The sequence below is a fragment of the Candidatus Binatia bacterium genome (assembly GCA_029248525.1).
Classification (GTDB): Bacteria; Desulfobacterota; Binatia; order UBA12015; family UBA12015; genus UBA12015.
In genome coordinates this window covers 38,060-50,364 of record JAQWJE010000057.1, presented here as the reverse complement: position 1 = coordinate 50,364, position 12,305 = coordinate 38,060, and the positions used below count along the sequence as shown (strand labels likewise).

Genomic DNA, 12,305 nt, shown 5'->3' with positions numbered 1-12,305 from the left:
CATGAAGGATCCCAAAGAAAATCCACCCAAGGACGTCGACGTCGAATCACGTTGGTGGATAGATACCGGGAAAAGTGGAGGCAAGCAGCGATCGTCGGGGCCGAAAGTCATTCCCCCCGAGCGTATCCTCGGTGAGTCCATCTTCGCAGTCGGTCAGGGATTTGACGAGGATCGCGCACGGTCGGAACTCTCGGATTCCAATATGAGTTTGATTCGCGACGCCAATCCGGCTCCCGGGGAGTGGGGCTACCTTTGCCCCGTGGAATCCCGGGCAAAAAAGGAACAACTCGAAAAGACGCGAAAGTTTCTCCGCCTTCCACCGTGGGCCCTCGGAGTTCTCGTCGACTCCGGCGTCTCCATAAGGGCCATTGCGACAGGAGATCCTCCCGGCGAGAAGATCGTGGAACTGCGACTCGGCAAGGAATCTTCCTTTGACGCCTGGGATGAGGGCGAGTGGGTAAGAGAGCGGGTTTTCCGGGACCGACACCGGGCTCTCCGAGAGGGAACCCGCCTGATATCGCAATATTTGAAAAATCGGGAACTCTGAAAAGACTCTTTCGGGAAAATAGATGCGCGGCAGGCTGTTCTGAAGTAATACTTCAGACATGGCAGACGACTCGAACAAGGAAGATCTCTACGACGAGGGGCTGGATTTGGCCTTTGATGGCGACTATCCGGCAGCGATTCTGAAATACCGTGCCGCCCTGGAGATTGATCCCGAGTTTGCTGATGCGATGCATGGCATCGCCATGGCGCATGCGGAGCTCGAGGAACTCGATGAAGCGATCGCGGCTGCGAAGCAACTGTGCGTGATCAACCCCGACGATATTCTTGCGCACACAAGCCTGTCTACCTTCTATATGCGCAAGGGAATGGTGCCGGAGGCCGAAGAAGAATCGGCGAAGGCCCGAATGCTCGATTGGAAGCGTCAGCTGAAGGAGGAAAACAGCTGATGGCGGAAGACGAGAAACCCGATGAGTACTATGTCGGTCGACTCCTTGGTCGGCTGAAACTCGTCATTGCAACCGACGATGAAATACCCATCGAAACCAAGCTTGATACGCAGGCCATGATCAAGGAATTTGCGCGGCATCTCCTGCTAGCCCCCGACGAACAGGACGTCGGTGTCCTTCAGGCACAGCATGATCATTTGATGGATTCTCTGGATGAGTACCCGAATTGCGAATCGCTCCTGCTCGCGCTCCGCAATTTCGCTCCCAACCTCTGAGCCGCTTCGGTTTCGCGAGACTCGTGACAGATTCTAAAAACCTCGCCTTGCGCGTCAGAAACGCAATCTCCGAGGCGAGCGAAGTGGATTTCCCCTTCGAAGAACTTGCGTTGGAGATTTTCGAGTTTCAGTTCGCACACTGCGAACCTTACCGAAAATTTGCCGAGAGGCGCGGACAAACCCCGGATGCAATCGAGCATTGGCAGGATATTCCCGCAGTGCCCACGAGCGCATTCAAGGCCCTCGATCTAACCTGCAGCAGCCCGGAAAGAATTTTCTTGACCAGCGGGACTACGGCGGGAAAGGAACGTCGCGGCCGGCACCTTATGCCGGACCTCTCACTCTATCGGGCGTCTGCCTTGCGGCAATTTCGGGCGATGGTCTTGCCGGATGGTGCGGTGCCGCGGATCATCGGCTTGATGGCCGGGCCAGAAACTCTCCCTGATTCCTCTCTGGTGCAAATGGTCGAATGGATTCGGGAAGATCTCGACGGAGCCCCGGCCAGCTACCTGGTCGGCGATGGTCCGTTCGACCCGGCATCAGCCACCGCACAATTGCGTTCGCTCGCTCTGGACTCTCGTCCGGTCTGCCTGATTGGAGTGCGAGCCGTCTTCACCGCGCTTCTGGATCATTTGCGCATAAAGAAGACTCAGATCGAATTTGCTGCCAATAGCCGGATTGTCGATACGGGGGGACCCAAGGGTGGACGAACGCTATCCGACGCGGGCTTCCTTCGTGCCAGCTGGGAGCATCTTGGAATCCCCGGGTACTATTGCATCAATGAATATGGGATGACGGAACTCTCCTCGCAGTACTATGATAATGTGCTGGAACGACGCTTCGCTGGCTCGAATGCAAAGCGCCGCAAGGCTGCGCCCCCGTGGCTGCGCTCAGTAGCGGTGGATCCTGAAACACTCGAGGTCCTGCCCGACGGAGAAGCCGGACTCCTCCGCCATCTCGACTTGGCAAATGCACTCTCGCTCATGGCCATTCAGACCGAAGATCTGGGTGTCGTTGATGGTGAATTCCTTCAATTGCGGGGCCGCCTTGCCGGCGCGGAGCCACGTGGTTGCGCCCTCGCTCTTGAACACCTGCTTGACTCGACCAAGGTCGCGTCGGAAACCTCGAGAAATTGATTTGATTGCATCGAAGAAATCCGGAGTGAAGCAAGCCCTCGAGGAACTCGAACGTTCGAAGGCGGCGTTGCGAGAAATTCCGCGGCACCAACGAATCGCGGATTTCGACAAGGTTCTGGGGCTCTGGCTGGACGGTAATATTGCTTTCCGGAATGCCTGCGAGGATATTTCGCACGCTACCGGATACGCACATGCTGCCGTAACGGTCTCCCTGAGACGCACTCTCGAGGCATGGCGAGCTCCTCATCTGGAAAGAGTCCTTGCCGAGGCCGAAAGTGCATCCGGTAATCATCAGGCCCCGAATCTGGTCGCCGCAATTCTCGCGCAAAACACTCCCGGTTTGGCCATCCCTCCCATAGCTCTCGCGCTCGGCCTCGGAACGCCCCTCCTGCTTAAATCTGCGGAGGGTGAGCCGCATCTGGCCCGTCATTTCCTCGAATCCCTCCGACAGGTTTCCCCGGTGATCGCGGCGAGCTGCCGGGCTGTCTATTGGAAAGGTGGGGATCGGAGCATCGAGGAGCGTATCGCGGCTCTCGCCGATCGAATCCTTGTTTATGGCGGCGCCGACGCGATCGATCACTGGCGGAGCCTCGGACAGGATCGCGTGATCGCGCAAGGCCCTCGGATCAGTGTCGCCATTCTGGGAAGCTCGACCGATGATCTCGAGATCGAGGCTCTGGCGGAACAGATCGCGATACTCGATCAGCACGGCTGCCTCTCCCCGCAGGCAATTCTTTTACCGTCCGCGGTGGATGCTCTGCCCCTCGCCAAGCAACTCGCGGAGGCGCTGCGAGTAAAACAGAATATCTGGCCCCGTCGGCCCCTCCCCGATGGCGAAGCAACCTCTTTCCGACAAGCGGTGGATGCCGCAGAGATCGCGGTCGTTGGTGGACGGAGTCTGGCCCTTCTGGGCGGTCATGCGGAGGGCTTCGGGGTCGAAGTCACGACCCAGGCACAAATAGAACCCTGCCCTCTGGACCGGATGATCCGCTTCCACCCCTACAGGGACCCGACCGAACTCAAATCCCAACTGGTACCCCTCCGAGACAACCTTGAGTGTATCGGCGTTACACGGGACGCTCCGGAGATTTCAATCCTGCAATCCTCGGGGGCGCGACGCATCTGCACGATCGCCGAGATGCAAAACCCACCTGCCGACTGGCATCCGGTGGCATCTTGGCTGATGACCATTCGCGATGAACGATTCAGTACCAGCCCCCAATTGCGGTCGCGTTTTCGCAAGCATGTGGCACAAACATCCGATGCACCGCGTGCTCTGGAAGTCACCTCGGCCCGAGGATGCTGGGTCCATACCGCGGATGGAAGGAAGCATCTGGACCTGCTCGCGGGCATTGGCGTGGCAGCAATCGGACACGCCCATCCGCGCGTTGCCGGCGCCGTCGCTCGGCAGGCAAGGCTCTACACCCATGTGATGGTCTATGGCGAGGATGCACTCGACTCTCAGGTCAAATTAGCCGAAAGGCTGGCGGCCCGGCTTCCGGAGAATTTACAATCCACATACTTCACCAACAGCGGCGCCGAGGCGATCGAAGGCGCTCTGAAGCTTGTTCGCAAGGCTACGGGCCGCTCCCGGGTGCTTTCCTTTGAAGGAGCTTTCCACGGCGATACTACCGGCGCGGTCGCTCTCGGCGGGAATCCTGTCTACCGAGAACCCTTTCGACCCTTGCTGGAAAATGTCGAGCAGATCCCCTGGGACGATACCGCCGCATTGAACCTGATCGACGAGACGACCGCCGGCGTCTTTGTCGAGCCGGTCCAGGCCGAAGCTGGCGTGCGCGTCCCGAGCCGAAACTTTCTCGCGCAACTCCGCGAGCGCTGCCGCGAAGTCGGCGCACTTCTGGTTTTCGACGAAGTTGTGACCGCGTTCGGACGCACCGGGAAATTCTTTGGGTTCGAGCACTGGCCTGAAGCCGTCCCCGATGTCCTTGTCCTTGCCAAATCCCTGGGGGGTGGCTTGCCTCTGGGGGCCTTCGTATCCTCACCGGAAATTCTGGCCTGCCTGGCCAACGATCCCCCTCTGGGACATGTCACGACCTTTGGCGGGAACCCGGTTTGCTGTGCCGCGGCCCTCGCCAGCCTCGATATTCTCGAGGAACAATCCCTTCCCGAACGCAGCGCTCTCATGGGCCGCTCGCTTCTCGAACGGCTCCAGCAATTGGTCGGCCGAGGCGGCTTGGTCGAAGTTCGGGGCCTCGGAATGTTGATCGGCCTCGAATTCGAATCACCGGGAGATTGCGCGTGCTTCGTCGAGGGCTGTCGCATGCGCGAGGTATTGCTGGGGTGGACCCTGCACGAAGACCGCGTCGTGCGCCTCGCACCGCCACTAATTCTATCGGAAGAAGAATCCAATGAGGCCGTGCGACGATTGTCTGCAGCTTTACAGGGAACGGCCGGTCAGGCTTCTTCGGCCTGACGCAGGAGCTCCGCTTCGATAAAAGAATCAAGGTCGCCATCGAGGACCGCATCCGTATTCCCGACTTCGTGGTTGGTCCTATGGTCCTTGACCATCCGATAGGGATGGAGAACGTAAGAGCGGATCTGGCTGCCAAAATCGATCTTCTGCTTGGAACCCGCGATCTGCTCTTTTTCTTCTCGCTGCTTTTCCAGCTCCAGTTCGTAGAGCCTTGATTTCAGAACCTTCATCGCGGTCGCCTTGTTTTTGTGTTGCGACCGTTCGTTCTGACAAGCGACGACAATTCCAGTCGGCGTATGCGTCAATCGAACCGCAGAATCCGTCTTGTTCACATGCTGGCCGCCGGCGCCGGATGAGCGATAGGTATCGATCCGCAAATCCTCGTCGCGCACCTCGATCTCGATATCATCATCAATTTCCGGTGTGACAAAAATCGCCGCAAAGGAAGTCTGACGTCGCGCGTTTGCGTCAAAAGGACTGATTCGTACCAGACGATGGATTCCCGCCTCCGCGCGGAGGTAGCCGTATGCAAACTCGCCCTTGACCAGGAAGGTAGCGCTTTTGATACCCGCGCCCTCGCCGGGTAACTCCTCGACAAACTCGACCTCGAATTCGCGCCTTTCAGCCCATCGGAGGACCATCCGCATCAACATCTCGGCCCAGTCCTGAGCTTCGAGTCCCCCCGCGCCCGGATTCAGATTGACGATCGCATTGCTGCGATCGTGTTCGCCCGAAAGCATGCGCTCGAACTCCATCTTGCTGGTCGAGGACTCGAGATCCGCAAGGCGCGTTTCCGCTTCGACAAGACCTTCTTCTTCGCCCTCTGCCGCCATCTCCAGAAAGACATCCACGTCTTCGAGGCCAGCGGTCAGGCGTTCCAGGATCTCGATACGGCCATTGATCCCGGCGCGCTCACGCAAAACTTCCTGCGCCCGATCCTGATCCTGCCAGAGATCATCACTGGACGAGAGTTCGTCCAGTTCGGCTACACGGTCCTTGAGTTGAGCGAGGTCAAAGATGCCTCCCGAGCGCATCCACGCGCTCTCCGAGCTTCTCCCGCCGTTCTCGCCCTTCTGCCACTTGCATACTCGCACTCATCGCTGTTTTGGTGATAGCGCAGCCATCCGCCCACCGCCATCGCCACCGCCAGGCAAGCAAAGCCGAGCCGGTGCAATTCGAGTGCTGAGCGGATAATCAATTCCCATGACCGAGATCAATCCACCCCGCGGCGCTGTCGGCATCCTCGTAAATCCTTCATCCGGACGAGACGTTCGGCGACTCGCTGCTCGTGCACAACAGCAAACACTCGAGGCCAAACGTAATCAGGTCGCTCGGATCGCGGTAGGTGTCGCGGCGGCCGGTGCGCGCAAAGTCATGGTCATGCGAGATCCCATGCGCGCGGCCACCGCAGCTCTGGAACCGATCGGCGTCGATCTCGAGGTCGAAGTTCTCGATGTGGAAGCGTGCCTGCGCCCTGCCGACACGCAGGAGGCGGCTCGCCAGATGCGAGCCCGTGGATGCGGAGCCATCGTGGTGCTCGGTGGGGATGGGACCAATCGCGTCATTGCCGACGTATGGCCGGACGCACCACTCGTCCCCATCTCGACCGGAACCAACAATGTATTCCCCAGCCTCGTGGAAGCGACGATGGCAGGCGCGGCCGCGGGGCTGGTTGCCTCTGAACGGCTGGCGCTTCGAGACGTCGCCGATCAGGCCAAGATCATTCGGGTCGAAGCACAAGGACGGAAAACGCTCGGCCTGATCGATGCGGTAAGGCTCGAGGGTGACCACGCCGGCAACCGCATGCCCTTCGCTCCGGAGATGTTGCGTGACGTCATCTTGACGCGAGCCGAGCCCGCGGCAATCGGCATGTCACCAATCGGCGGACTTTTGATGCCGTGCCGGGCCGAGGATGATTTCGGGGTCCATGTGATTTGCACAGATCATTCCGGCGGGGGCCGTGCCCTGCTCGCACCGATCTCGCCGGGGCTCTATCGAACAGTCCACGTTCAGGAGATCCGCAAGATCGCGCTGGGTGAAGTTTTTGAAATCCGAGGCCCGGGTGTCCTCGCCTTCGATGGTGACCGAGAGATTACCTTGCCCGCAGGCGAACCCGTCCGTCTGCAGATTGTCCGTGATGGTCCGCAGGTTCTGAATGTGGACCGCGCGCTTCGCCAGGCAGCCCTTGAGGGACTCTACCTGAACCGGGGGACCTTCAAGGATTCCCACGGCGGTGCCCCCGGGTGTTGTTGACCGATCGATGCGCCGGACCACGAGCGTTCTGCCGCATCAGCCGCTCAATCACCTGCCATACGGCCGCAAGCCACCTTTATCTCACAGGAAGCCAAAGGCGGCAGGGACCTCGAAAACAACCGATTCATCAAGGTTTTCGACTGCTTGACCCAGACCAATCCTCCTTTCGCGAACTAATATTTACGCGCTCAAGATCCTTGGTATAGACTCCGATCGAGGGAGTAGAATGTTACGAAATTTGTTGAAATGGGCGCTGCCCGCACTGTTGATTATCGGCACGCAGAATCTTGCCCATGGAGCCTACGACGAGGCCCTCTGGGAGGTCACCCGAACCAACGGCGTGACATACGGCCAGGGTGCGACCGGCGGCGGGAGCAACGTCTTCGACCTCCAGCTCGATATCTATGAGCCCGAGGGCAATCCCGACCAGAACAAACCCGTCATGGTTTTTGTGCATGGGGGCGGTTTCACCGGCGGGAATCGAGAGGGCATGTCGTGGCTATCCTCGGCCTTCGCAAGCCGCGGCTATCTAGCCGTCTCCATCACCTACCGCCTGAAGTGGCAGAATCCACCCGCCGACCCAAACTACGTTTTCTACTACCCGGACATCGCGAAGGCTGTCCATGCATCGGCTGTGGATGCCAAAAGAGCCATCCGCTGGCTGCGGGCCAACGCCGATACTCTCGGGATCAATACCGACAGGATCTTCATCGGCGGGACATCCGCAGGTGGCTTCATTTCCCTGCATGCCGGCATCACCGATGACGAAGATTATTTCACGGACCTGCCGGGACAAACACCACTTGCCATCAACAATCCGAATGAGACTGCGAAGGTTCATGGCATCCTCAACTTCTGCGGCGGCGCAATGCTCACGGGGTTCGACCCCGACGACCCACCCGTGTTTATGGCGCATACGGTCGGCGACGGCACGGTTCCGGTGGTCTTGCCGGATCTGGTCGAAGAGCAATTGATCGCCAACGACATCCCGTACGAGTATTACCGACTGGCCAACGGTGGGCATTGCGGTTTTTTCAACCAGACGATCGACAGTCTCGGTTTTGTCGATCTGCTGGTGCGCTTCATGAATACACAGGTCTGGGACGTCGAACCAGAACCCCGGATGGTTCCGGCGACAAAGCTCCAACTCAAGGATGACGCTCGCACGCCGCCCAACCTTCGCCGGCGGAAACTCACTTTCCTTGTCAAAACCTCACCTCAAAACCTCGTACCGCCGGTGGCGCCTTTGGCCCTGAGCGAAAGTGATCCGACGGTGAATGGCGCAAGGCTGGAGATCTATCGTCCCGACGGGACTCTCGATGACCACTTTGTCATCGAATTGCCTGCCGCCGGATGGACAGCGATCGGCCCGGATGCCGCTCGCGGTTATCGCTACAAGGCTCCCCAGGGTGGCACCGAAGCCGATGTCCGCGTGCGCCTCAAAAACGGATTCCTGAAAATCGTCGGCAAGGGTGCCGGGATGCCGTCTCTGGAAAACGCACCTCTAGGCGCGGTGAGTCTGCGATTCCTTTTGGGGGCCGCAACACAATATTGTGCCTCGACGATCGCTGGTCGGGAGGACTCCGTTCGCCAATACCGCGCGGAACCCCAGAATATAGGAGCCTTCGCCTGCCCGGAACGCCCGGTTGGCTTTGCGAGCCCGGCGTTTATCGATGCACCCCGGAGGCTCGGCAACTAATCCGGCAGGAGGAAACCAGCCGTCGCGTTGGCGCTCCGGTGCCGGTCCACGGCAGCGCGCAAACGGCGCAGACTATCGTCGAGCCCACCCGGCCGACTGCGGCGAAGCCACGCAGTTTTTTGCCACTCGATGGCCTCGAGCAAGTCGACTGCCAGCGGTTCGGGTGCGGGTGCTTCCAGGCCCGCCTCCTGCGCCAGAATCCATGCACCCTGACGAGCAAGTCGCATTGCGGCCGCCAACTCCAGACGAAGCGTATCGGCCTGATCGGAGGGCATCCCGATTTCCGGCAACTCGTCCATCAGATCCTCGAGCTCCTGCAGGATAAAGCGAACACCATCGGGGTCGATTGTCCCGTCACTGGGCATGCCGCCACCCACCAATTTTTCATGGAGCGGGCTTCCGTTGATCCCGGTGAGGCCAGTTTTCTCACATAGAGATCCGAGGCGCTCCAAGGCGCGACCCAGGCCCTCGACCGGTTCGGCAAAACCGATCCGGTCAAAAACGCTGGCCAGATCCTCCCGCTCGTGCGTTTCGCGACACCAACTCAGCCCGGCCCCCTCGATCAGGGGCAGCATACTCACCACAAAAGGCTGCATATGCCCATTATCGCCCCAATCCGTGATCAGGTAGCCCGTTGCGCCAGCAGCAGCGCCCACACGGGCGGCATCCTCGAGATTGGCTCGTGCGTTCGACAGACGCCCCACCAACGAATTCCAGCTCGACGTTCCCGGACAAACCCAGAAAGGAATGTTGGCGCTCGCAAAGTTACGAACGTGATAGGCAAACCCCTGCAAGGACTCCTCCGTCATGCCGAATTCCGAGAGAATCGGCATCACCCACGCCGGAACCTTCTCCTGAGCCGACGGAGCTTCGTAGTGCCAGACCAGAGCCACAAGATCGCGGTCGGGTAATTCCTCGAGCAACTCCGGGTGGTTCCGCAGAACATCGCCCCAGAAAAGAACCTCTTTCCCCTCGGCTTGAAGGTGATCGACGACCTGCCTCACAAAGGAAAGATAGACTCTTGCCACCCCCCTCGCTTCCACCTCGGCTGCGCTGAAGCCCTTGCCCAGCTCGAAGGTCTCATCGCAATTGATATTGACGCGACGACTGGTGAAATGAGGCGTCAATTCGTCCAGAAGTTCCGTAACCAGAGCCAGGCTCTCGGGCACCGGCCGCAAAACAGATGCCGGCATCTCGATTCCCAGACTCATCTTCCAACCGTCGGGGGCCTCCGCGAGGTCACGGTACTCCTCATGCTTGAGCCATCGACCCATATGGCCGAAGCAGTTTTGATTCGCTGCCAATTCGATCCCTGCTTCGCCACAGACGCCATCCAGCCACCGAATATCCTCACTGGTCATCGGCGAGGACTCCCGCCAGACCGAGGCATGATTTTCGTAGGCGAAAGTATGCTCGGTATATAATTGGAGGTGGTTGATACGGATACGACCAAGAAATCGAACAATTTCAGCCAGAGTCTCCCGGGTCGGGACCCGGTCACGACTGATATCGAGCATATAGCCGCGAACCGGAAATTCAGGCCAGTCCAGAACTTCCAATTCGGGAACCGCACCGGGGCAGGCTATCTCCAACTGGCGGAGCGTATCTCTCGCATACCTTTCTCCGGCCGCATCCCGACAGGTGATCGACGCGGTACCCATCGCGAGTTCGAGGCGATACCCTTGCTCGGGAAGAGCCGGGTCGACCAGCACTTCGATCTGGAGTGGCCAGGAAAGCATTTCCTCCGAGCGCTGCTTGCACTCTCGTGGCGCAGGAAAGATCTGGCTCATCCATGTCATACAGATGCCCCGTCGTCGCTCCGCAGCAAATTTTCCACCAACTGCCGGTAGACGCCCTCGCTTTGCACGCCGACCAGCTGAGCCAGAACCTCGCCGTCGCGAAGCGCCAGCACCAGCGGAATGGAGCGCACGGCATAGTTGGCCGAGGCCCGGGGGTTCTGGTCGATATCGACTGTGGCGAGCAGAAATCGGCCTTCGAATTCATCGGCAAGATTTTCCAGAACCGGACCGACAACCTCACAGGGGCGACACCATGGTGCCCAGAAATCGACCAAAACAGGGATACTGTGGGATCGCTCCAGAACTTCTCGCTCGAAGTCTGTATCGCGTACTTCCATCATCCAGTTCTCGACTTTCACAAAGCGACTCTACCCATCATCGCTATCTCTGGGAACTCTTGGCCCGACCGATTGGTCAGGCCTTGCCGCTTGACCCGGGAGGCCAGCTTCGTCAACGTCAGTGGGGGACGATTGGTAAATCAATCGATCGACCTGCGAGGTGAAGATTCTGATGGCGACAACCAACGAACCAGAAGGGGGCCAGGCAAAGCCCCCGCGCCCAAGTGAGCTCTTCAAGGGTGGCATGATGAGCCCGGTTCGCGATGTACACCGCGTCTATGCCCATATGCGTGTGCACGAGCCCGTAAGAAAGATTCAGAGTGAGCTCGGAGATACGTGGCTGGTCACTCGCTATGAGGATGTGAACCGTGTCCTGCGCGATGCAGAAACCTTCTCGTCGATCGCCAACGCGAAGGGGATCGGCCTGGTCATGGGCAGCACGATCATCGAAATGGACGGAAAGCAGCATTTGCGCCAGCGCCGCCTGATCACGCCGAGCTTCTCACCGCGTGCTATCCGCGAGACAGCATCGTCGGTGATTGATTCCTCCATCGACCATTTAATCGACGAATTCGTAAACGATGGTCAAGCCGACCTGGTCAAGCAATTTACCTATACCTTCCCCATTCGCGTCATCGCCGACCTGATCGGAGTTCCCATCGAGGACTACCATCAGTTTCATACGTGGGCACTCCAACTCATCAGTGTTTACGACGACCCCGAAGCCGGCTTCGCAGCAGCACAACATATCGTGGACCACCTCAAACCTATCGTCGAAGAACGGCGCAAAGAGCCGAAGAACGATCTACTGTCGACACTCGCACATGCGCGGATCGATGATGAAGCCCTCCTCGAAGAAGAAATTTTGAGTTTTCTCCGACTGCTGCTTCCTGCAGGCGCGGAAACCACCTACCGATTCACCGGGACCATTCTCCACGCCCTGCTGACCCACCCCGAGGCGATGGCTGCCGCGCGGTCGCGCCCCGAGAGCATGGCTCCCATCCTCGAGGAAGTTTTGCGCTGGGAATCCCCGGTACAATACGTCAGCCGCGAGACGACCCGCGAAGTCGAAATCGCAGGTGTGCCAATCCCGCCAGGGCTTTTGATCATGGCGGCCATCGGGTCGGCCAATCGAGATGAGCAGAAATTCCCCGATGGTGATCGGCTGGACCTGCAACGCGCAAACACCAGCGAACATCTGGCCTTCGGTTTCGGTGCACATTTCTGCCTCGGCACCCATCTCGCGCGGATGGAAGCGCAGCGTGCCGTGGCGCGCTTGCTCGAGAGATTACCCGGACTGCGCCTCGACGAACAAGAAGAGTCCCATATGGTCGGAGTCGCCTTTCGCTCCCCGGACAAACTTCAAGTCCGTTTCGATACCTGAGACACAAGGCTCGAAAACCGAACCGCCCGGGCTG

Annotated in this window: 11 protein-coding genes; 8 read left to right on the top strand and 3 right to left on the bottom strand. The window is 59.2% G+C overall.

The window, feature by feature from the left end:
• Position 1 precedes the first annotated feature (1 nt).
• From P8K07_18160 to P8K07_18140, 5 genes are read left to right on the top strand one after another with little or no spacing between them, the layout of a single operon-like run.
• The gene (locus tag P8K07_18160) at positions 2–547 is read left to right on the top strand and encodes a hypothetical protein (GenBank protein ID MDG1960450.1); all 546 of its coding nucleotides are present in this window, start codon (positions 2–4) and stop codon (positions 545–547) included.
• A gap of 58 nt (positions 548–605) precedes the next feature.
• Entirely contained in the window at positions 606–953 is a 348-nt protein-coding gene (locus P8K07_18155; GenBank protein ID MDG1960449.1) for a tetratricopeptide repeat protein, read from the top strand.
• Positions 953–1,228 (top strand): hypothetical protein, encoded by a 276-nt coding sequence (locus P8K07_18150; protein MDG1960448.1) that lies wholly within the window; start codon positions 953–955, stop codon positions 1,226–1,228. The genes P8K07_18155 and P8K07_18150 overlap by 1 nt, the downstream gene beginning before the upstream one ends.
• A 23-nt stretch (positions 1,229–1,251) precedes the next feature.
• Positions 1,252–2,364 carry a hypothetical protein gene (locus P8K07_18145; GenBank protein MDG1960447.1) on the top strand — a complete coding sequence of 371 codons (1,113 nt, stop codon included), beginning with the start codon at positions 1,252–1,254 and terminating at the stop codon, positions 2,362–2,364.
• 25 nt (positions 2,365–2,389) lie between these two features.
• The gene (locus P8K07_18140) at positions 2,390–4,798 is read left to right on the top strand and encodes an aminotransferase class III-fold pyridoxal phosphate-dependent enzyme (GenBank protein MDG1960446.1); all 2,409 of its coding nucleotides are present in this window, start codon (positions 2,390–2,392) and stop codon (positions 4,796–4,798) included.
• On the opposite strand, the gene prfB is transcribed toward P8K07_18140, so the two are convergent.
• Positions 4,780–5,884 (bottom strand): peptide chain release factor 2 gene (gene prfB / locus P8K07_18135; protein ID MDG1960445.1). Its coding sequence is split into 2 segments (ribosomal slippage): positions 4,780–5,823 and positions 5,825–5,884, totalling 1,104 coding nucleotides; the frame shifts between segments, so codons are not numbered across the junction. The genes P8K07_18140 and prfB overlap by 19 nt on opposite strands.
• A 117-nt stretch (positions 5,885–6,001) precedes the next feature.
• Here prfB and P8K07_18130 point away from each other — a divergent pair.
• Together P8K07_18130 and P8K07_18125 are read left to right on the top strand one after the other, a co-directional pair.
• On the top strand, positions 6,002–7,051 hold the full coding sequence (locus P8K07_18130) for an NAD(+)/NADH kinase (GenBank protein ID MDG1960444.1): 1,050 nt from the start codon (positions 6,002–6,004) through the stop codon (positions 7,049–7,051).
• Positions 7,052–7,277: 226 nt separating this feature from the next.
• Positions 7,278–8,750 (top strand): alpha/beta hydrolase, encoded by a 1,473-nt coding sequence (locus tag P8K07_18125; protein ID MDG1960443.1) that lies wholly within the window; start codon positions 7,278–7,280, stop codon positions 8,748–8,750.
• Here P8K07_18125 and P8K07_18120 read toward each other — a convergent pair.
• Entirely contained in the window at positions 8,747–10,489 is a 1,743-nt protein-coding gene (locus tag P8K07_18120; protein ID MDG1960442.1) for a family 20 glycosylhydrolase, read from the bottom strand. The genes P8K07_18125 and P8K07_18120 overlap by 4 nt on opposite strands.
• A 56-nt stretch (positions 10,490–10,545) precedes the next feature.
• The gene (locus P8K07_18115) at positions 10,546–10,908 is read right to left on the bottom strand and encodes a thioredoxin domain-containing protein (GenBank protein MDG1960441.1); all 363 of its coding nucleotides are present in this window, start codon (positions 10,906–10,908) and stop codon (positions 10,546–10,548) included.
• A gap of 139 nt (positions 10,909–11,047) precedes the next feature.
• On the opposite strand from P8K07_18115, the gene P8K07_18110 reads away from it, so the two are divergent.
• Positions 11,048–12,271: a cytochrome P450 gene (locus P8K07_18110; protein MDG1960440.1), complete on the top strand. Its 1,224-nt coding sequence runs from the start codon at positions 11,048–11,050 to the stop codon at positions 12,269–12,271.
• The last annotated feature ends 34 nt before the right edge of the window (positions 12,272–12,305 follow it).

Coding starts and splice junctions, on each gene's coding strand:
- P8K07_18160 (MDG1960450.1), top strand. CDS start 2: ATGAAGGATCCCAAAGAAAATCCACCCAAGGACGTCGACGTCGAATCA.
- P8K07_18155 (MDG1960449.1), top strand. CDS start 606: ATGGCAGACGACTCGAACAAGGAAGATCTCTACGACGAGGGGCTGGAT.
- P8K07_18150 (MDG1960448.1), top strand. CDS start 953: ATGGCGGAAGACGAGAAACCCGATGAGTACTATGTCGGTCGACTCCTT.
- P8K07_18130 (MDG1960444.1), top strand. CDS start 6,002: ATGACCGAGATCAATCCACCCCGCGGCGCTGTCGGCATCCTCGTAAAT.
- P8K07_18125 (MDG1960443.1), top strand. CDS start 7,278: ATGTTACGAAATTTGTTGAAATGGGCGCTGCCCGCACTGTTGATTATC.
- P8K07_18120 (MDG1960442.1), bottom strand. CDS start 10,489: ATGCTTTCCTGGCCACTCCAGATCGAAGTGCTGGTCGACCCGGCTCTT.